Origin of the sequence: Rhodococcus sp. 15-649-2-2, assembly GCF_002258645.1 — a bacterium.
Taxonomy (GTDB): Bacteria; Actinomycetota; Actinomycetes; order Mycobacteriales; family Mycobacteriaceae; genus Rhodococcoides.
In genome coordinates this window covers 1-20,041 of the sequence record NZ_NPFM01000038.1, presented here as the reverse complement: position 1 = coordinate 20,041, position 20,041 = coordinate 1, and the positions used below count along the sequence as shown (strand labels likewise).

At 63.5% G+C, this 20,041-nt stretch carries 18 protein-coding genes; 10 read left to right on the top strand and 8 right to left on the bottom strand.

Going from position 1 to position 20,041, the window contains the following annotated elements; genetic code table 11:
* Positions 1-49: 49 nt before the first annotated feature.
* Together CH305_RS27655 and CH305_RS27650 are read right to left on the bottom strand one after the other, a co-directional pair.
* Positions 50-718 carry a response regulator transcription factor gene (locus tag CH305_RS27655; protein WP_015586188.1) on the bottom strand — a complete coding sequence of 223 codons (669 nt, stop codon included), beginning with the start codon at positions 716-718 and terminating at the stop codon, positions 50-52.
* Positions 715-1,893: a sensor histidine kinase gene (locus tag CH305_RS27650; RefSeq protein ID WP_139278552.1), complete on the bottom strand. Its 1,179-nt coding sequence runs from the start codon at positions 1,891-1,893 to the stop codon at positions 715-717. Before CH305_RS27650 ends, CH305_RS27655 begins: the two co-directional genes overlap by 4 nt.
* A gap of 389 nt (positions 1,894-2,282) precedes the next feature.
* Between CH305_RS27650 and CH305_RS27645 the strand changes: the two genes are divergently transcribed.
* The gene (locus CH305_RS27645) at positions 2,283-3,260 is read left to right on the top strand and encodes a hypothetical protein (RefSeq protein ID WP_032407140.1); all 978 of its coding nucleotides are present in this window, start codon (positions 2,283-2,285) and stop codon (positions 3,258-3,260) included.
* Between the two features lie 549 nt (positions 3,261-3,809).
* The gene (locus CH305_RS27640) at positions 3,810-4,649 is read left to right on the top strand and encodes a hypothetical protein (protein WP_141215047.1); all 840 of its coding nucleotides are present in this window, start codon (positions 3,810-3,812) and stop codon (positions 4,647-4,649) included.
* A 77-nt stretch (positions 4,650-4,726) separates the two neighbouring features.
* On the opposite strand, the gene CH305_RS27635 is transcribed toward CH305_RS27640, so the two are convergent.
* From CH305_RS27635 to CH305_RS27625, 3 genes are all read right to left on the bottom strand, one after another.
* Complete coding sequence (locus CH305_RS27635) at positions 4,727-4,966, bottom strand: hypothetical protein (protein ID WP_141215468.1); 240 nt, start codon at positions 4,964-4,966, stop codon at positions 4,727-4,729.
* Between the two features lie 115 nt (positions 4,967-5,081).
* Positions 5,082-5,672 (bottom strand): hypothetical protein, encoded by a 591-nt coding sequence (locus CH305_RS27630; protein WP_141215467.1) that lies wholly within the window; start codon positions 5,670-5,672, stop codon positions 5,082-5,084.
* Positions 5,673-5,773: 101 nt separating this feature from the next.
* Positions 5,774-6,373 (bottom strand): hypothetical protein, encoded by a 600-nt coding sequence (locus tag CH305_RS27625; protein ID WP_141215048.1) that lies wholly within the window; start codon positions 6,371-6,373, stop codon positions 5,774-5,776.
* Positions 6,374-6,652: 279 nt separating this feature from the next.
* Between CH305_RS27625 and CH305_RS27620 the strand changes: the two genes are divergently transcribed.
* From CH305_RS27620 to CH305_RS27605, 4 genes are read left to right on the top strand one after another with little or no spacing between them, the layout of a single operon-like run.
* Positions 6,653-8,173 carry a site-specific integrase gene (locus CH305_RS27620; protein ID WP_072692250.1) on the top strand — a complete coding sequence of 507 codons (1,521 nt, stop codon included), beginning with the start codon at positions 6,653-6,655 and terminating at the stop codon, positions 8,171-8,173.
* Entirely contained in the window at positions 8,170-9,978 is a 1,809-nt protein-coding gene (locus CH305_RS27615; protein ID WP_072692251.1) for a hypothetical protein, read from the top strand. Before CH305_RS27620 ends, CH305_RS27615 begins: the two co-directional genes overlap by 4 nt.
* On the top strand, positions 9,975-12,110 hold the full coding sequence (locus CH305_RS27610; protein ID WP_032407143.1) for a hypothetical protein: 2,136 nt from the start codon (positions 9,975-9,977) through the stop codon (positions 12,108-12,110). Before CH305_RS27615 ends, CH305_RS27610 begins: the two co-directional genes overlap by 4 nt.
* A complete protein-coding gene (locus tag CH305_RS27605) occupies positions 12,107-12,475 on the top strand; it encodes a hypothetical protein (protein WP_032407144.1) in 369 nt (122 codons plus the stop codon). The genes CH305_RS27610 and CH305_RS27605 overlap by 4 nt, the downstream gene beginning before the upstream one ends.
* A 78-nt stretch (positions 12,476-12,553) precedes the next feature.
* On the opposite strand, the gene CH305_RS27600 is transcribed toward CH305_RS27605, so the two are convergent.
* Positions 12,554-13,948, bottom strand: a complete 1,395-nt coding sequence (locus CH305_RS27600; RefSeq protein ID WP_032407152.1) for an MFS transporter — start codon at positions 13,946-13,948, stop codon at positions 12,554-12,556.
* Between the two features lie 84 nt (positions 13,949-14,032).
* On the opposite strand from CH305_RS27600, the gene CH305_RS27595 reads away from it, so the two are divergent.
* The 4 genes from CH305_RS27595 to CH305_RS27580 all read left to right on the top strand — a co-directional run bounded on the left by CH305_RS27595 (position 14,033) and on the right by CH305_RS27580 (position 17,078).
* Entirely contained in the window at positions 14,033-14,617 is a 585-nt protein-coding gene (locus tag CH305_RS27595; protein WP_032407145.1) for a TetR/AcrR family transcriptional regulator, read from the top strand.
* A gap of 63 nt (positions 14,618-14,680) precedes the next feature.
* Positions 14,681-15,898 carry an MFS transporter gene (locus CH305_RS27590; protein ID WP_139278555.1) on the top strand — a complete coding sequence of 406 codons (1,218 nt, stop codon included), beginning with the start codon at positions 14,681-14,683 and terminating at the stop codon, positions 15,896-15,898.
* Positions 15,899-15,949: 51 nt separating this feature from the next.
* On the top strand, positions 15,950-16,366 hold the full coding sequence (locus tag CH305_RS27585; RefSeq protein ID WP_032407147.1) for a DUF6153 family protein: 417 nt from the start codon (positions 15,950-15,952) through the stop codon (positions 16,364-16,366).
* A gap of 85 nt (positions 16,367-16,451) precedes the next feature.
* Positions 16,452-17,078, top strand: a complete 627-nt coding sequence (locus tag CH305_RS27580) for a DUF305 domain-containing protein (protein WP_072692252.1) — start codon at positions 16,452-16,454, stop codon at positions 17,076-17,078.
* Positions 17,079-17,182: 104 nt separating this feature from the next.
* On the opposite strand, the gene CH305_RS27575 is transcribed toward CH305_RS27580, so the two are convergent.
* Entirely contained in the window at positions 17,183-19,384 is a 2,202-nt protein-coding gene (locus CH305_RS27575; RefSeq protein WP_032407148.1) for a heavy metal translocating P-type ATPase, read from the bottom strand.
* A gap of 33 nt (positions 19,385-19,417) precedes the next feature.
* Positions 19,418-19,648 carry a heavy-metal-associated domain-containing protein gene (locus CH305_RS27570; protein WP_032407149.1) on the bottom strand — a complete coding sequence of 77 codons (231 nt, stop codon included), beginning with the start codon at positions 19,646-19,648 and terminating at the stop codon, positions 19,418-19,420.
* Between the last annotated feature and the right edge of the window lie 393 nt (positions 19,649-20,041).

Here is a 20,041-nt window from a genome sequence, read left to right as displayed (position 1 = left end):
GGACTATGTCGTCACGCATCGGAGCCAAACTCGGCATCCCCCGGAGGAGCTAGTCGAGTCGGTGGGAGAGTTCATTTTCGTAGTAGAAAACGACAGCCTGCGTCCGGTCACGAAGGTCGAGCTTGGTGAGAATCCGCCCGACGTGGGTCTTCACTGTCTCCTCCGCCAGCACGAGATCGGACGCGATCTCTCGATTCGACAGACCCGTGGCCAGAGCGTCCAACACGTCGAGCTCTCGGGGAGTCAACGCCGACACTGCGGCGGTGTTCGGGCGACCGCGCCGACGCCGGGCGAACTCCGAGATGAGCCGGGTTGTGACAGTCGGTGCCAGCATCGATTCCCCGGACGCGACTGTGCGGACGCCCCGGACGAAATCCGCTGCGGTGGATTGCTTGAGCAGAAACCCGCTTGCACCGACACTGAGCGCTTCGTACACGTAATCGTCGAGGTCGAACGTCGTGAGCATCAGCACGCGGATCGAGTTCGTCCTCTCGCCCAGTGATGCGAGGATCTGCTCGGTCGCCCGGATTCCATCGAGCACTGGCATTCGGATGTCCATCACGACAACGTCGGGCCGCAGGCTGACAGCAAGATCGACGGCCTCCGCACCGTTCGCGGCCTCACCGACCACGACGATGTCAGGTTCGGCCCTGAGTACGGCTGCGATTCCGTCGCGCACCAATTCCTGGTCGTCCGCCAGCAGAACCCTGATGGTCATCGGCGGCGCTCCACTGCGCTCGGATCATCGCCAATGTTACTGCGTGGTGGGATGTTTCGTCCGCGAACTGGGAAGATTACAGACACCTCGAATCGTCCGTTCTTCGTCATCCCGGCAGTCATGCTTCCGCCGAATGCGGCTGCCCGCTCGGAGATACCGACAAGTCCGTGTCCTCGGCCTCTCGAATCGGCGGACACCTGTTCGGTTTCGTTGCCGACAGTCACCCGAAGCTCGTCGTTCGTGCGGGTCACGCGTATCTCAACCTTCGTGCCGGGTGCGTGACGTGCTGCATTGGCGAGCGATTCCTGGAGGATGCGGTAGACGGTAGTGGACAGCGCTTCCGGCAGCGTGTCGAGCTCCCCGTCCGTATACAACGTGACGTGGGCTCCGGCCGCGCTCCATTGGCTCACAAGGGCGCCGATGTCGGACAGGTTCGGTGCCGGTGAGTGTTCAGTTGCCTCGTCCGGGTCACGAAGGACCTCGATAACCTGGCGCATCTCGGTCAGTGCGGTTGCCGATGCGCGATGTATGTCGTCGAACGTCGCAATCGCCTCGGGTGGGAGGTCGGGGCTCTTGAACCGTGCGGCCTGTGCCTGCACCGCGATCATCGACATGTGGTGCGCCACTACATCGTGCAGTTCCCGTGCGATCCGCGCCCGCTCTTCGATCACCGCCTGACGCCGCTCCTGTCCCATGCGGAGCTGCTGTTCGTCCGCCAGGGCGGTTTCCGCCGACGACAGTCGCATCATGACCACTCCCGCGACGGTGATCGCAGCCAACGTCGCGGCAATGATCAGCAAAGCGAACGGTGGCATCTTCACCGTCAAGACAGTCGGGACCACGACCGCCAGGAAGGACACGAGGGCGACCGCGGCTCCCACGTTCGGCGGATGCACTCGGGCCACTCGATACAGGGCGAGCCCCGCCGCAATGCAACTTGCCGCCGGCCATGGGAAAACCTCTTCCTGAACCAGCCCTGACAGCGTTCCGGCGAACATCCCGAGTGCGATCAACTGCCAGGTCAGCAGAGGTGCCACCCGGATCAGAAGGAGGGGAAGTGTCTGAACAGCGCCGAGGACGTAACTGGCGGCGACCGAGTTGACCATACTCGTCAGTTGACCTATCGCAGTACCGAACAGCACGGCGACAAGCACCGCTCCAGCTGCAAGCGCCATGAATCTCGGCCGACTACCAGGCTCGTCGGTCCGCCCTCTCATTGTGGGCAACGTCGGGCGCAGGGCCGTTTTGATTCCGGCTGTCAGTTCGGCAATCACCGACACGACCCTACTTTGAGAAGATCCGCTTCAAATCGAAGATTGCGCGGCCGCCCACGATGCAGTCGTGGGCGCGCGGCGAAGCTGATCGCAGACAGCTTCTAGATCGACTGTGGACGGTGACACAGGTTGAACGACCTACGGCGAGCCGGACATAGCCCTTGTCGTTGCCCTCAGCCACGTTCGGGTGACATACTCGAATGGTCAGGAGCGACGCCGTGGTGGTGCTACGGGGTTTCCGGCGAATCTTCCACTATTTCGGCTGTCCCTGCTTGGCAACCAGTCTGGCAGTGCCACGTGCACTCCTGGTCGCCCGGCTCGGCCCGGCTCTCAAACGAGAAGGCGGCACCATCATGACCAGCTACAGCGTAATGAAGGCATCACACGACCGGGCAGCGGTAATCGCGACGTGGCCGGGCTTCGACTCAGAAGAACATTCCATCAAGATCACCACCGTCGCCAGCGCCTCGTACGCTCACAGCCTTGCTTTTTACCTCACTCAACTATCGGAATCCGCATGGGACGCAGCTATGTGGCTCGACACCTACCCAGAGATAGCCACGGCCATATCGAAATTGATCGTGCAGCTCCGAACATCCAATAGAATTGGGCCACAAACAGTTTCGACCGACGGCCTGCGCCATGGAGAAACGTGGACGTCCTCGGCACTGGCAGAGCAGCTCGTCGACGACTACTTCATCTCCCTACTCGACGACCTGACCACCACACAACGACTCTCTGTTGCCGATGAACTCGAAACCGACGCTGACGAACGACGCGACCTACTCGACCACACTCGCGACGAATACGAAACCGACAGCAGAGTCAATCAAGCCGGCCTGGTCACCCGCGTTCAAGAATTCGGCTCCATAGGACCTCTACCCGAAGGCGCATCCGGCTACCTACGCACCTGCTACAGCGAAGGACTCGATTTCGGAGACCGATTGAGGGCCGCGAAACAAATCCGACGGATGGAACAACTCGTCGCTGCATGCAACCATCACGGCGGACGCGCACGGGCACATACCGATCCCTGCGAGGCACACTGCGTTGTCGCTGTGCACCCCGGGAAAATCAGCGACGGCGACACACCGTGCTACATCACTCCCGTTCGCTTCGGACCGCACACACATTCCCCGGGCAGACCCAACCCGTACGGCAAGCTGCGCATACGTCGCGGCCACGAGTGGATCGCCGAGGTCGACCCAGATGACACTGCAGGTTTTGTCACCGCCCTTGGTGACTGGGCTGGAACCTTCGCGTCGTAGTGCCTGAGGCCCAAAATCGGCTCTGCGGCCAACTGCCCGAGGGCGGTAAGGGAAGGAGACCTCGTCGACGCCCGCAATCACCTCGCACACGGCGATGAACCCCGCATTTGCAAACGGTCAGAGAACGAATGGTTCGCACTCTACGAATCCACCCTCACGTTGTTGGCATTGGTGGCGATGACGAAGCCGGCGTATTCGAGGCGGTGCAACTTCGTGCACTTCGACGCGGTGCTCTACGACGAGCAGGTGTCGATCGCAGAGAACGCGCGTTGAACCGTCCGTTGGGCAAGGCCCGGCCAGGCTGCCGATCGTGCTGGGGCGGGCTCTAGGGGTGCTGTGTAGCTGTCTGGTGCGCGAGTGCCACGGTGCTTACGGCCTAGCTTCCAGGGCGGCTGGGGTCGTTGTGCGGCCTTGCCCCTGCTGCGCCAGTCTGCCTGTTCGTGGTCAGTTCGGAAGTTCGCAGTCGATGGTTGCACTGCACACCAACCCGGCCAGGCGCGAGGGTGCCTGCAGGCGGCACAGGTGGGCTCACCTCCTTAGGGTGATTGGGTGAAAGCAATGCGTGGAGATCGCCCCTGGAGCCGCATCGCAGGCCTGGTGTGCGGTGCACTCGCCGTCATTTTCGGCACCTTTTCCCTCCACCGGACGGGGTGGACCGTAGATCGGGTCTTCCAGGAGTTCTGGGTAGCCACAGCTCTCATAGGCCTTGTATTGGGCTGTGCCGCGATCGGGTGCCCCATCAGCGATTTCTGGCGTGCCCGTCCACGCAAAAGAGACTGGGCGTGGTCCATGGCCGTAGCGCTCGGCCTGGTCGCCGTCCTTGCTCTGACGAGTACCCACACCAACGTGGATCTGGGCTCGCTGCCGGCATGGGTCTCGGCAGGTGGTGCTCTGTTCACCGCCGCAGGCGTCGTACTCGCCCTCCGGTCGTACCAATCGACGCGGCATTCGGACCTGGAGGACCAGGCGAACCAGGTCCGACTACTGCACATGCTCCCGTGGCCCGACGGCCTCGACGCGAACCGAAAGCAACAGTGGCGCACAGAATTCACCAATCGCAGCAAGGACCCGCTGTACGAGATCGAAATTCACGGCTTCCGCGCCCAGGTCGAAGACGACGCTGACGCGGTGAATATGCGGGCGTTCGCAGAGACAGCCCTGTCGGAGGACACACCGATCAGATCGGGTGGTTGGCGGAGGCAGGCCGTGCTCGAGGCGGGTGAAACGTTCAATATCCGGTGGGAATCAGACGATCCCGCCGAGCAGAACCCGGCTCCCGCATTCGTTAGCATCTGGTACTCGGTAATGGACGCCAACGGCCGCTACTGGAACGTCGTCGACAACAACGAACCCGAGAAAGTGCCCCGCCCGTCCCGTCGCCTCGGATGACACGAGCAAAGGCTCACACCCCCAGCCGCGGAAGCACACTCGACGGTGTCAGCCCTCTGCTTCTCCCCCTGGGCGGCTCAGACACCATCCGAGGTAACCGGAAGAACGTCGAACTCAGCGTCGCGGATCACCGATAGATCGAACGCGTCCGAGCCGTCGACCGGTGCAACGAGAATCGTCTGACCCTCATCTGGGGCTGTGATGATCCGCCCCCACTTCTCAGGCTCGTAGCGGACGAGCCCGAAGCGATAATTCCCGAGGTGACGGCCTCGGGCGGTGACGACACGAGCCGGGTCGATAAGCATGTTCGTAGCCATAATCGCACCGTACCCGAACACGGAAAGCCATAGTGCACAACACCATCAAGCATCAAAGACCTGCCGAACAATGGCAAGTTGCTGGTCGCGTTGTGTTCGCGATGACCCGAGGCTTCTACCGTCGAAATCCCCGCCGAGGGTCACGTGGCTCGTGTCCGTCCATGGCCGTGAACCACGTATCGCATGGAAAGACACGTAGACCGTGTGCCGCTGTCGCCGGGTGATAGAACACCTCGACATCGCGGTCGCCCATCAGAACGTCTGTGACGGCGTCCCAGTCGACGTCCCGCGGATGGGACGCCAGTACGGCAACATCGTCGCCGTACACCTCATCGGCCAGCGCTGCGGCGGCTTGGGCGATGACGATCATGAGCGCGAGCTGTTCGGCGATCGTGTGAGGCCGGGGTAGCCGACCGGCGTCGAGGTCCTGAGCCAAGTCGTCGAAAGATCGGGCCATCTGACGTCGCCACAGAGCGGACTCGGCGAATGTGCATTCGGGAAGTCGGTTCAACAAATACCACCACCGCACCGTGTCGACCGGATCATCACCGCGCTCCTCGACGTCGTCGTACGCCATGTCGGCGCACACCCACGCGTGGATCCGTAACAACTTCCGCTGCCGATCAGTCAGTGAGAACCGCGGCACAAACTCGATGACATCGCCCATGGTCGTCCATGCTGCCCGCCCCAGAACTGATCTGCGCACGGATCGACCACATCCGCACGTCGACCCGTGCATGCAGGAATACGCGCACGTCTGCATGCAGATCGGATACCACGTACCAGCCAGGGTCACTCGGCAGTGAGCTACCAGGACAGCCGGAAGCTCCTCAGATCATTCGATTCGATGGTGTCACCGTCCCACGCGAATCGATCGTCGGGCAGTTCAGCGTGTTCGGTCAGTTTCTCGAGGTGGAGCGCCTTGCTGTGATCGCGGCTGCTTAGGCTCGCGATGAGGCCGGTTCCATCGTCGATGACGATTGTCGTGGTGAGTCCAGTGGGCGATGTCAGCTCGGTCGACCATGCCGGACGGTCAGCGTGGTCGATCGCCGTCGGGCCCTGGGTGACGTGCTGAGGTGGTGTGCGCCGAGTCAGGAGTGAACGCGGGCCGAAGAGATCTCGCGGGGTGAACAGTGCGCCGAGGCGGATCAGGCTGGTGGTGCGTTGGTGGACCATCTGTCCATCGATGCGGGCGACGGGGACCGTATCAGTGGAGCTCGACGATGAGTAGACGATCTCGCCATTGCGTTCGACCCACCAGCGGTCACCCCGGCCGTAGCGGAACTCGAAACGGTCGTCGACGAAGCCTGTGTCGGTCACACCGACAACGTGCAGCGAGCCTGACATGTTGAGGTCGGTCGCCGCGGCATTGCGCGCTGTGAGTTGTTGCCACGTCGGGACATTCACCGTCTCGAATTTACACTTGACCTCGTTCGCTTCGACCTCCCCGAGCAGGGGCGCATCTTCCAGCCGGCGGCACGCTTCTCCCGGGCAGGCGATCGAGTCCGCACACAACCGCCGGAGTCGTTGATCGCAGGCAGCCTCTAAATCAACCTTGGACAATAGACACAAGATGAACGACCGTCATAAGAGCTGAAGGTACCCCTTGCCGTTCCCGATCGGAATTTTGAAACTTAGGCAGCAAATCTTGTGCATACTCGGTCACTGACCGGATCATGAGCGGCGATGACAAGCAGCCGATGGCATGTTCGTACCACTGCCGCAGAACTTTCCAAGTCCCGATCTTCACCTACCGCAGACGGCGTCACCTACACAGATGACTGGACCGACTGGCTCAAAGAGACTCGTCAGACTCCAGGGACTCCGTTCTTGCTCTCGCCCGCCTTCGACTACGACACCGATCTGAACGATTTCTTCCGCACCACTGCGATGGCCACCATGGCCAGGATGACACAGATCGGATACGCCCGCGACCTCGCGAGCTTCCTGACTTTCGTCAACCATGTTGACCGCGAACGTCATTGGCGTGACATCGAAGACAGTGACCACCTTTCGTATCTGCATTGGCGACGACATGATCCCGATGGCCCGCGCGTGTCCGGCAACACGTGGAACCGTGAAGTGGCGGCGGTAAACAGGTTCTACCGGTGGGCTCACACCGCCGGACACGTGCGAGTCAATCCGATCCCACAGACCTGGCGACGGCCTGCCCCTGCACATACCGGGTATGCGGTCTCGCGGCGATCCGACGAGCTGCGCCCTGCCACCTACAGTCACGACGGCGGCCGGGACCGCATCCAGTGGCTTCCCCTTGCCGACTATCGCAGGTGGCGCGAGGTCGGTGTCCGCGGGTTCGACGCCGCCGGGATGCCGCGAGAAGGTTTCCGTGGCCGGTGGTCGGGGCGTAACGCTACCTATTGCGACGTGATGGTCCGAACGGGCCTTCGGATCTCGGAACAATCTGCACTCACCGTGCTGGAGCTTCCACACATCGATACCAATCGCAGTGGTTATCAGCGGTTTTGGCTTCCCGGGTCAATCGCGAAAGGCCGCTCCGCACGGTGGGTCTACGTTCCGGCTTCCCTCGTTCGTGATCTGGCTACTTACAGTGCCTTCGACCGAGCCGACGTCATCGCTGCAGCCCGAGAGAAACAACGGTACGAGCGCATGCGGCACCCTCTGGTGGTGGAAGATCCGGAACACGCGATCGCCACGCACGTCACCGGTGCCGCGCTGAAGCGGACCGTGAAAGTCTCGGAGCTGAATTGGGCGGAGCGCCAGCAGTTGCTGATTGCGCGCCCCGGCGGTCTCGAACCCGCCGCGTTCTGGCTCGGCGAGCACGGCATGCCGCTGTCAGTGGCTGCGTGGAAGAAGATGTTCGCCGAGGCCAACACCCGCTGCCAGCGAGCCGGTGTGCCGCTGTCGGCGCATGCTCACATGCTCCGGCACACGTTTGCCGTCATCACCCTCGAACAGCTCCAACGCGGTCACATCGCTGCCCTTGGCGAGCTGAACCCGGACCAGCGCGGGCACTACACCCGCATCTTCGGTGACCCGCTGGACTGGGTACGCCGCCGACTCGGACATCGATCCGTGGTGACCACACAGATCTATCTCCACGCGCTCGCCGAACTCGAGATGGAGACGAGAATGGCGCTTGTGCCGGATGATTGGGAAATCCCCACACCGGATCCGGCCAGTGCCGGCGACGCAGCGACTCTCCCGGCGGCCGGTGTTGTGCTGTGACCGAATCGCGAACTCACCCCGGGACACATGCCCCGCTCCCTACGCCCGGAATCTATCGCCCGCCATCAGGACCATCCTCGGTACCGTCTCTGGTCGTCGACTTCCACGGCGACGACGGACGCACCGGCACCTTCGACGTCGAGGTCCTGGCCATGCCGAACTGGCATGCTCCGGTGGCAGAAGCCTTGGCATTACGCATAGGTCCCGCCGGTGACAGACGGACCCACAGTTCGGCTACTACCGTGTTCTCGTTCGTCGCACGGCTACTGCGCTTTCTCGAGAGCCTCGACAACAGCCCCGCCTCACCGGCTGACCTGACCGTGACCCACGTCGAGATGTTCCTCAACAGGATCGACACACCGCGAACCGTCGCCACCCGCACAGGCGAGCTCAGCGAACTCCGCCTGCTTCTTCGGCTTCCTCCCCTAGCGAGCCATCTCGATATCGAGGTCCTCGACCACATCAGCACCCCATCAGGCAAAGGCACCCTCGTTTCTCTGACCGGGTACTCCGACGGCGAATTCACGCGTCTAGTCGATGCCGCCCGCACCGACGTGGGGGCCATTCGCGCGCGCACAACAGCAGGAAACGAGCACCTCGAGGCTATAGACGGGATGGACGTCAAACCGACAACCCAAGCCGAGCAATTGATTTGGGACATGGCAGCTACCGGAGTCGTCCCGGTGCCCGGCGGACCGATCGTCCGCCACCGTCATCAACGCACAGCCTGGGCGGGTCAACTGTTCGTCACGCGTGCCGACCTGGCGCCACTGCTGACCCTGTTCGTTGCAGTCACCGGCCGCAACGTCGAAGCCCTCAAAGAACTGCCCGCCGAGCACCGGATCGTCGGAGACCGAGCCATCGAGGTCCAGTTGAGTAAACGCCGCAACGGACCGAACCGATGGCACGACACCGTGACCTGGGAAATCGGACCCCCGCACCGAGAACTGCACACGCCCGGCGGGCTGTACCTGCTGCTGCACCGCCTCATGGAGCGTGGGCGGGCACTCAGCGATCCGACCGCACTCTGGTCATCATGGCGAAACACCAACCACGATCGCGGAACCGTCGCCGAACACCACAACCCGTTCGCTCAAACCCTTACCGGCCGCGCCGATTTGTCGAAGTGGAGCAGGCTCCAAGGACTACACACGGACGCCGACGCCTTCGGACACACCACACCACTGGGGCTGGATATGCGTCGAGTACGCACCAGTGTCGAGGTCCGTCGCACTCGCTCGGTCGGTGGACATCTGCCCTCGGCTGCCCGCTCGAACAGCGTCGAAGTGCTGTTCAGTCACTACCTTCGCGGCGATCCCACCGCGAAGGAGTGGGCGAGAGAGACGATGTCCGAGGCCCTCCGTGATGCGGAAGCAGCGGCCCTCTCCGCACATTCCCACGTCTTGGCCGAACACGGCGTCACAGAACTCGAGGTGCGCGCCGGCACCGACGTCGATGAACCGGCTGCAGGCGAGGAGGGTGCCTGGACAGCATGCGCCGACTCCTCCGCTCACCCTGTTACCGGCCGTGCCTGTCGACGAGTGTCATTCCTGGACTGCTTCCACTGCGGCAACTGCGTCGTCACCACCGCTCATCTACCGGCCATCACCACCTTGACCGCGACCATAGCCAGGCGACGCACCGAGCTCGACGAACCCACCTGGTGGACGCGCTACGGACCGACTTGGACCGCGATCCACCACGACATCTACCCCAAATTCACTGCTACGCAGATCGCCACAGCAGCCGCCGAGGCACCTGAGTGTCTCCTCGAACTTGCCGAAGATCCTTGGGAGCATCCATGAACACCCCGTCTACTCGCACCGACCTCGAACTTGGCCCATCGATCGACGGCCGCTACGTCCTGACCGGTTTATGGCTTCGCCCTGGCTACTCACTGACCGATACCTCACAATTCCGCGACGATGCCTGGCGGCTGGAAGCTGCAGTGACACAAGCACATGTTCGATCAGTGGTCGTCAACTTCGACACCCTCGCCGCCCCCTATCGATTGCCGGCCAAGGAGCTGTGCCTGGCGATGCTCTCCGGTCCACTACCTGCAGGCGAGCGGCGTCAATCCGTCGTCGGGATCGGCAGCACATTTGTCGAAGTGCGCAAGTTCTTGCACTGGCTCACAGATCGCGCACCGGAGTCCGGTCGACCGTCCGTTCCGACGTTAGGTTCGTTGACCGCGGCCGACGTCCTCGACTACCACCGCCATTTGATGACTCTGTCCGTCGGATTCGGATCGCGCGAGAACTCCAGACGGGCGGTGTGCATGCTCTGGCGGTACCGCACTTGCCTCACCGACACCTTGTCCTTCGACGCACGCCGCATCGACGGCTGGACCATGCATAAACCCGGTACCACCGAGAACGCGACCGGCCGCATCCCCGAACTCGTTCTCGGCCCGCTGATCACCTGGGCGATCCGTTTCGTCGACGACTTCTCCGGCGACATCCTTGCCGCCGCTGCGCATCGAGATGATTACCGTTCACGGCGCACCAACGGACGGTACGGGCGTAACAGCGGTGCCGCCGAAGCGCTCGAACACTATCTCTCACGACACAAGGCCGAAAACGACCCGCTCCCCGGTTATCAAGGCCGCCCCAACATGCAACAGATCGCCGCCGAAATCGGCACCGGGAGAAACGGACTCGACACCAACCCTGCGATCCGCGGCAAAGTCCTTGCCTGCGCTGCGCGAGTCGGAGTCACCGACTACACCTGGATGCCTATCGCCATCGAGGGGCGACTCCACGGTCGCCCATGGATCGACGGAATCGCGCGCCAGCATCCCACAAAGTCGTACCTGCATCTGCAGCGAATGTTGCACATCGCCTGCTACATCGTCATCGCGTTTCTTTCCGGGATGCGGGACGCCGAGATCAAACACCTACGCCGCGGTTGCCTGAGCACCGCGCGCGATACCGACGGCACCCCCTACCGATGGACGCTGACCGGCGTGGCGTTCAAAGGCGAAGCCGATCCTCACGGTGTCACCGCCGAGTGGACCGTCGGGGCTCCCGCTGCCAGGGCGATCTCGGTCCTCGAGAAGATGCACCCGCACGGCCGGGCTCTGCTGTTCTCGCACCCGCCCGGCTCGCAGAAGGTCCGCCCCCGAAACGACGCCACGGTCGGGGTCTTGACCACCAAAGCCACCTCCGGACAACTGAAAGACTTCGCGATCTGGATCAATTCTTACTGCACCGAACACGCTCTTACAGAGTCGATTCCGTTGGTCAACGGCCAACAGTGGGTTCTGAGTACACGGCAATTTCGCAGGACGCTGGCATGGTTCATCGCCCGTCGGCCGGGCGGGTCGATCGCCGGTGCCATCGCCTACCGTCACCTGAGCATCCAAATGTTCGAAGGCTATGCAGGCACCTCGGACTCAGGGTTCCGCGCCGAAGTCGAAGCCGAACAGGCTCTCGCTCGCGGCGAAGACTTGATGGCCATCGCCACCGATCACCTCCATGCACCCGTCACCGGTCCAGCCGCCGACCTAGCCCACTACCGTCTGGACACGTTCGCCGCCGCAGCCGCGTTCTCCGGGACCGTCATCACAGACAGCACCCGCATCAAGCGGCTGATGAAGCGATCCGATCCCGCGATCTACCCCGGAACATTTGCGCTCTGTGTCTTCGACCCCGACAAAGCGATGTGCCAACCCCGGCCCGACCAGGGCGGCAACGTGCTCCCACAACTCGGTCACTGCCAACCGCTCGAATGCAGCAATACTGCCCTCACTACAGCCAACCTCGATGCACTGCGGACCGAACACCACCACCTGGAGCAGGAATTGACCACCAGAGCCGACCTGCCACCGCTACTGGACCACCGATTGCGTGAGCGGCTGCGCCGCCTGGTCGACTTCCTCGACCGCTACAGCCACGCCGACCCATATATCGATCGCACCCACAAGGGGAAGAGATGACAAAGAAGCGCGACGAAGACACGATCGCCATCGACGCCGCGATCGAACACCTCCAGGATGCGTCCGGCCGGACACCGTCGGTGCTCGCACTCGCCCGACACATGGGGTTGGCGAACACCACATTTCGCCGACGCTATCCCCATACGGTCAATCGGCTCAAGCGTTCGACATCACCTGTGACCGACCATGTCGCCCCACACCGGTGCTCGGACGAAGTAACCCAGATTCGGCAGCGCAACCGCGACCTCACCACCGACCTGGAGCTGGCAGTTGCCAGCATCCAGCGATTGTCGATCGACAACCGTTCGCTTCTCCGCCGAGTCGAGGAGCTCTCGAACGTCACCCACCTCCGGACCACGGACTGAAGACGTAGATCGTCGGACGTTGCCCCATGGACCCAACGGATGCTCTTCGGGACAACAGGTCCACACCGCTACGAGTGCTCAGGCGGTGGGACGCGCCGGGATTACGAAGGCAGAGATCACTGCGGCCAGTGCAGCAGCGGCTGCGGCGAAGAGGAACGCGTGTTGGAACCCGGTGTCACCGCCACCCGCGACGAGGCTGAGTGCAGCGATGCTCGAGACGGTTGCCACGCCGATGGATGCACCGAACTCGTGGAAGGTGCTCAGCAGGCCGGATGCGATGCCGGCCTCCTCGGGGCCGATCTGCCCGAGCGCGGTGGCCGAGGCGACGACGAACAGCGCGCCGATACCGAATGCGCCGAAGCTGACGCCGATCGTGGTCGCCGCAGTGGTTGCCCACACCGCTGGCACAAGCAATCCCAACGCCGCGATGAGCATCCCGGCGGTGCCGAGGATCCTCGCGCCCCATCGTCCGATGAGGCGTCCGCCGAGGTTCGCTCCCGTCATCGTCGCCACCGCAATCGGTAGAAACAACAGTCCGGTCACGAGGGGACCATGCCCAGCGGACTGCTGAAAATAGAAGGTTCCCAAGAAGAACACTGCAACCATCAAAGCTGTGGCGATCAAAATCACGAACACTCCGGCACCGACTGGACGCCGGCCCAGCAGTCCTAGGTTCATCAGCGGGGAGGACGCAGTCTTCTGTCGCCAGCAGAACAACAGGTAGAGCGCTGCCGCGGCCCCGGCGGCGGTGAGGGTCTGCGGGTTGGTCCATCCGATTTCACCGGCGACGGTCAACGAGTAGATGGCCGAGCCGGTCGCAGCGGTGACCAGCGCTGCACCGAGAATGTCGAGCGCGGGACGCGGCCCGGGTGCCGGGGTAAGCGGCGGTAAAACCCGGAGGAGGCCGAAGATGACGATCAGGCCAACCGGGATGTTGATGTAGAACACCCACGGCCATCCTGGCCCGGCGGTGATCAGGCCACCGAGCAGGACACCGACCGCCGCGCCGCCGCCGCCCAATGCAGACCAGATGCCCAGGGCGCGGTTGCGTTCGTCGCCGGCGAACAGGCGCACCACCACCGACAACGCCGCCGGTGAGAGCATCGCCGCGCCAATGCCTTGGACAATGCGGCCGCCGAGCAGGAACTCGGCATTGGCAGCCAGTCCGGCCGCCAGGGAGCCGGCGGTGAAGACGGCCAGGCCGGCGAAGACGATTGGTTTGGACCCGAACAGGTCCGCGCTACGCCCGCCGAGGAGCATCAAGCCGCCGAAGGTCAGGGTGTACGCGGCGACGACCCACGTCACCGCCTCCCGCGATAGGGCCAGGTCCACGCCCATCTGCGGCAGCGCGATCGCGACCACTGTGACGTCGAGAATCAGCATGAACTGCGCTGTGCCCAGCAGGGCCAGTGCGAGCCATCGCTTCGGGTGAAGCCCTTCGCCCGCTTCCGGTGTCGTTTTCGACGTGGTCACCACGGCCCCCTAAGTTGTACATAGTTGTTTGAGTTGGACACTGGTACCGTAACTCATACAAACGTGTTCGGGAAGTGAGGGTTCATGGCGACCGATACGTCGCAGGTCGTCGGTAAACGAGCCGACGCGGTACGCAACGTCGAGCGGATTCTCGATGCCGCGATCGTCTGCCTGTCTCGGCGGCAGAACGCAACGATGGGTGATATCGCACGGGAAGCCGGTCTCGGGCGGGTGACGCTCTACGGTCACTTTGCCTCTCGCCCAGCGCTCATCGATGCCGTGGTGGCGCGTGTGATCGATCGCGGTGAGCAGACGTTGGCTGCGGTCGATCTGGGTGGGGATCCCCGAGAAGCGTTGTCCCGGCTCATTCACAGCAGCTGGGAGCTGGTGGACCGGTCACGATCGGTCATTGCCGCCGCCGAGGAAGAACTTCCCCCAGCGCGTATCCGCGAGCTTCACGACGGCCCCGCGAGCCGGGTCGAATCGTTGATCGAACGCGGACGCAGTGCAGGACTGTTTTCACGTGACATGCCCACCTCGTGGCAAGTCGCCGTGCTCCATCAGGTCCTTCACGGTGCCGGAGCCGAGATAGCAGCAGGGCGACTGGATTCGATGGACGCACCCGATCTGATCGTGAGGACCGTCCTTGCTCTACTCGACACCCATTGAGGCTTGGGCGCACCACCTTCCGCTCGGTTGGTCGCACACCTTCGGTTCGGTCGGCGTAGATCGGTGAACCGTCGCCCTCGTTCACGCAAGACCTTGCCGTTACCGGTGGCGTTGTCGACGGCGGCGGGCGTCCTGGTTGTGTCGTTGTGGGCGAGCGGCGCGCCCTCGATGGTCTATCCGCTCTTAGCGGATCGGTGGCGCGTGGGTGAGGTCGTCACGACCGCGTTGTTCGCTACCTATCCGGTAGCGCTGGTTCTCGCTCTCGTTGCGTGTGGGTCTCTCTCGGACTCGATCGGGCGACGCCGCGTACTGCTTGCCGGTGTCGGCATGGTCGCCGTCGGCACTGCGCTGTTTGTGGTCACGAGCGGTCTCGTCCCGATCTTCGTCGGCCGCACTCTTCAAGGAATCGGGGTCGGGCTGGCGATGAGTGCGGCCAGCGCCGCACTCGTCGAGTTCGCACCGCGCCGCACCGCGGCACTGTCCACTTCCGTCAATACTGCGGCGACGGCCAGCGGTACCGCACTCGCGCTCGTTGTCGGCGGTGCGCTCGTGCAGTACTCCGCGTCGCCCACCACGCTTCCGTTTGCCATCTTGCTCGGCGTGACGATTGCTCTGCTGCCGCTGGTGTGGTTCCTCCCCGAGGAGGCCACGCGCAGCAATGTTCGATGGCGGCCCAGTCGGGCGCGAGTACCCGCGAGGAATCGAATGCAGTTCGCCATCGGTGTTGCTTCCCTCACCGTGGCCTTCATGATGGGCGCGGTGTTCATCGGGCTCGGTGCGCAGATCGTGAGGGATCTCGTCGGTACCGTCGACGCTTTCGTCGCCGCGTGTGCACTTGCGTGTTGGGCTGTTTCCATCGTTCCCGCGTCCGTCATCGCCCGGCGCGGTTCACCGACAACTGCATCTTCGGCCGGTTCGGTGCTTTCCGCCGCCGGGTCTGTCACCCTCGTCGCCGCATCGCACGTGGACTCGCTCACCGTCTTCCTGCTCGCTGCGGTTATCAGCGGGGCGGGCTACGGCCTGATGTTCTACGGCGGACTCGGAATGGTCGTCGCAGCCCCCGAGGCCGAGACGCGGGCGACGACACTGTCGTTGATGTACTTGGTGGCGTACCTGTCACAGGGTCTTACTGCGGTTGGGATCGGTGCGCTCGCAACCTTCTGGGGGCTCGACAGGGCGATCGTGGTGGCGATGCCGACGCTCGCGACACTCAGTGTCGCGAGCGGGGTGTTGGTTCACTGGTTCGCACGACCGAGAGCTGACGTCCGACTGGCCAGCTGAACGATGCACCGACGCTACCCCTGGGGGGTATGCCCTGTTACCGTCGAGAGCATGAACTCGACGATTCGTCGCTCTCGACGGGGCACAGCCTCGGCGATCGGATTGTTGATTGCAGTGACGGTGTTCGGGGTGTTGTTGATGCATTCTGTGACACCGGCATCGTCGATGGGCCCGATGTCGGAGTCGATGAGTGGTGGTCATGCCGCGATGGCGTCGACAGCCCCGGGCAGTAGCTCGGCTTCGGTGATGTTCGGGGAACACGATTGTCCGTCGGCGCATCAGATGCTGCATCCCTGTGTGGGCACTCCGGTGTCGTGGGCCGCGTTGTCCGTCCCGACGATGAGCACCGAGATAGGCCAGTCGCCGACAGCGGTGGACGGGATCGGCGGGCGCACAGACTCCATCCTGGAGCGTGCACCGCCGTGGACGTTGTGGGAGTTGGACAGATCGGTGACCTTGCGAGTGTGACAGGGAGCCCGGTAGACGCGCGTCGACCGGCGGACCGAAACACGTCACACACCCCTGATTGTCCACTCTTGCAAGGAGATTCCACATGCGTACCAAAGTCATGGCTTCACTCGCTGCTGCCGCCGCCAGCGCGTTCCTCGTCGTCGGCTGTAGCAACGACTCGACCGATTCGTCGATGGACGGGCATTCCATGGGCTCGATGTCCTCGGCACCGATGTCCTCGGCCCAAGCAAGCGCGTCCGCAGAGTTCAACGATGCCGACGTGATGTTCGCGCAGATGATGTATCCGCACCACGCACAAGCAGTCGAGATGGCCGACATGGCGGACGGCCGCACCGACAACCCGGACGTGCTGTCGCTGGCATCGGCGATCGCCGGCGCACAGCAGCCCGAGATGGACCAGATGACGGCATGGCTGACCGAGTGGGGTCAGCCCGCACCCTCGGCTGATATGGATCAGATGGGCGGGATGGACCACAGCTCTGGCAGCGGCATGATGACCGCTCAGGACATGGACGCGTTGATGGCAGCGTCGGGACCGGAATTCGACCGCCAGTGGTTGACGATGATGATCGCCCACCACACCGGTGCCATCGAGATGGCGAACACCGAAATCGCGGACGGTTCCAATCCTGACGCCCTGGAGATGGCACGCGCAATCGTCGCCACTCAGCAGCAGGAAATCGAGACCATGCAGCGGCTGCTCGGCTGACCCGGCCCGCCACACAACGATGGCCGCATCCTCTCCGGCGGAGAGGGTGCGGCCATCAGCGTTCCACAATTGTCAGGGCTGCGTTCCCGGTACGAGATCAGCTCTCACAGTACCGGTTCGCGCTGCGATGGAGCATCGGAATTCCCGTCGTTCACCGCTCCGGTGATGGCGTCGGGCGCGAGGTCGAGTCGCCGGAGCAGCTGCGCGTTTGCGGCGACGATGATCGTCGACAACGACATCAGGATCGCGCCGATGGACATGGGCAGTACGAACCCGACCGGTGCCAGCACCCCTGCCGCGAGCGGGACAGAGATCAGGTTGTATCCCGCTGCCCACCAGAGGTTTTGCTTCATCTTTCGGTACGAGGCGCGCGAGAGTTCGATCACCGACAGCACCGACCGCGGGTCGTCGCTGGCGAGGATCACTCCTGCCGATGCGATAGCGACGTCGGTGCCGGCCCCGATCGCGATACCGACATCGGCTTGCGCGAGCGCCGGTGCGTCGTTGACTCCGTCGCCGACCATCGCCACCGTACGTCCTTCGCCCTGGAGTGCAGCGACGGTGTGGGACTTGTCTTCCGGTTTCACCCCGGCGAAGTAGCGGTCCACACCGAGTTCGGTGGCGACGGACTTCGCGACGGCATCGGCATCACCGGTGATCATCACCACCGCGATTCCGCGGGCGTGGAGCGCGTCGATCGCGGTGCGTGATTCAGGCCGGATCTCGTCGGCGAGCGCGAGCGCACCGATCACGGCACGGTCGGCGAGGACGTGCAGGATGATCGCCCCGTCACCGCGCCACCGGTCGGCGACGGCGAGTTCGGATCCGTGTTCCTGCTCGAGCAGCGCGGGCCCGCCGACCTGTACGCGGGTACCGTCGACGTCGGCTGCGACCCCGACCGCGGGGGACGACTGGAAGTCAGTCGCAGGCTGCACGGTTAGGTTCCGTGATCGTGCGGCACCGATGATGGCGCGTGCGAGTGGGTGCTCTGAGTCAGCTTCTGCGGCAGCAGCCAAAGCGAGGACATTGTCGGCAGTGCGCCCGTTCGTCACCTCGATTGCGGTGACGGTGGGTTCACCCTTGGTGAGGGTCCCGGTCTTGTCGAAGAGCACGGTGTCCACTGTTCGCATGGTTTCGAGTGCGAGCCGGTCCTTGACCAGAACGCCGCCGCGGGCTGCTCGTTCGGTGGCGATGGAGACCACCAGCGGGATCGCGAGTCCGAGTGCGTGTGGGCAGGCGATGACCAGCACGGTGATGGTGCGGATGACGGCGTCGTCGGGCATCCCGAATAGCGTCCACACGGCGGCGGTGATGATCGCGGATCCGAGTGCGAACCAGAACAGCCAGCCGGCGGCGGTGTCGGCGATGCGCTGAGCGCGCGAGGTCGAGTTCTGGGCGTCGGCGACCAGGCGGCCGATGCCGGCGAGGGCGGTGTCCTCCCCTACTGCGGTGACCCGAACCCGGAGACCGGAGTCTGTGGCGACAGTGCCGGCAACGACCTGATCGCCTTCGCGGCGACGGACCGTCTTCGATTCGCCGGTGATCATGGACTCGTCCATACTCGCCGATCCGGAGACGATGGTGCCGTCCGCGGGTACGCGGCCGCCGGGGCGGACGACGACCAGATCACCGAGCAGCAACTCGGCCGGGGACACCTGCACTACGTCGTCGCCGTCGACGCGTTCGGCGGTGTCCGGGAGCAGTGCTGCCAATGAGTCCAGAGCGGTGGTGGTCTGCGCGAGAGATCGCATTTCGATCCAGTGCCCGAGCAACATGATCACGATCAGCAGGGCCAGTTCCCACCAGAAGTCGAGCTGATGATCGAGCAGGCCGAGGCTCGCTCCCATCGACGCGACGAATGCGACGGTGATCGCCAGGGCGATGAGAAGCATCATTCCTGGTGCGCGTGAACGGATTTCACTCACCGCGCCGGTGAGGAACGGGGACCCGCCCCAGGCATACATCACGGTTCCGAGCAGCGGGGAGATCCAGGCGATCCATGATGCGTCGGGTAGCGAGTACCCGAGGAGCATCGCGAACATCTCGGAAGCGAGGATCACCGGGACGGCGAGGGCCAGCATGATCCAGAACAGGCGACGGAACATACCGACGTGATCACCGTGGCCGGCATGCCCACCGTGGCCGGCATGCCCACTGTGGCCGTCGTGTCCGTCGTGACCGCCGCGCTCCGTGTGCTCGCCATGTCCCGAGGGGGGCGCGCGGTGCCCGGACATGTCGTGGCCCGAGTGTGGGTTCGCAGCCTCGGCCATCCCTGTGTCGTCGCCGGCATGTGTGTGGTTGTTCATCGTGCGAGTCCTTCCGTCCACCGAGTTCGGTGGTTACGCAGTGCGCGGGTCCGAGGGTTGCTGTTCCGCTGTGTATCCGGCCTCGCGAACAGCGGCGATGACTTGGTCCTGGTCGAGCTCGGCTGCGCTTGTCACCGTCAGGGTTCCCGCCGACGCCGATGCCTCCACTGTGACGACCCCTGCTACGGCGTTGACTTCTTCGCGAACCGAGGCTTCGCAGTGCCCGCACGTCATACCGGTAACTCGGTAGCTCGTGGTGATCATGTCCGCTCCTTCAATCGTGAATGCATACCCCCCTGGGGTATGTTGTTGACATGTCGGACCATACCCCCTCCCCGTATAATTGAAAAGGCCTAATACTGCATCAGAGGCTGACCAACCATGCGCGCCCTGACCGGTCAGTTGGTCAACAACAGACCGTAGCTACAACAAATCCACTGTCCCCTTCCAGTTTTCGCCCATGCGTGAAAAAGCCCAGGGGCCTTGACGTCCATCGCGAGACCTTCCGACCGGACTTTGAGCGGCACCCCGTCACGGAAGGATCCTCCAGACGAGCCAGCCACGGTGAGCGCTATGTTTTGTGCACGGATGGACAGATGTCCACGTACTGTTGCCCACCATGCCGAAACCTGGTTGGCGTGTTTGTATCACTCCACA

Coding starts and splice junctions, on each gene's coding strand:
- CH305_RS27655 (WP_015586188.1), bottom strand. CDS start 718: ATGACCATCAGGGTTCTGCTGGCGGACGACCAGGAATTGGTGCGCGAC.
- CH305_RS27650 (WP_139278552.1), bottom strand. CDS start 1,893: ATGGCGCTTGCAGCTGGAGCGGTGCTTGTCGCCGTGCTGTTCGGTACT.
- CH305_RS27635 (WP_141215468.1), bottom strand. CDS start 4,966: ATGGCTACGAACATGCTTATCGACCCGGCTCGTGTCGTCACCGCCCGA.
- CH305_RS27620 (WP_072692250.1), top strand. CDS start 6,653: ATGACAAGCAGCCGATGGCATGTTCGTACCACTGCCGCAGAACTTTCC.
- CH305_RS27610 (WP_032407143.1), top strand. CDS start 9,975: ATGAACACCCCGTCTACTCGCACCGACCTCGAACTTGGCCCATCGATC.
- CH305_RS27605 (WP_032407144.1), top strand. CDS start 12,107: ATGACAAAGAAGCGCGACGAAGACACGATCGCCATCGACGCCGCGATC.
- CH305_RS27595 (WP_032407145.1), top strand. CDS start 14,033: ATGGCGACCGATACGTCGCAGGTCGTCGGTAAACGAGCCGACGCGGTA.
- CH305_RS27585 (WP_032407147.1), top strand. CDS start 15,950: ATGAACTCGACGATTCGTCGCTCTCGACGGGGCACAGCCTCGGCGATC.
- CH305_RS27580 (WP_072692252.1), top strand. CDS start 16,452: ATGCGTACCAAAGTCATGGCTTCACTCGCTGCTGCCGCCGCCAGCGCG.
- CH305_RS27575 (WP_032407148.1), bottom strand. CDS start 19,384: ATGAACAACCACACACATGCCGGCGACGACACAGGGATGGCCGAGGCT.
- CH305_RS27570 (WP_032407149.1), bottom strand. CDS start 19,648: ATGATCACCACGAGCTACCGAGTTACCGGTATGACGTGCGGGCACTGC.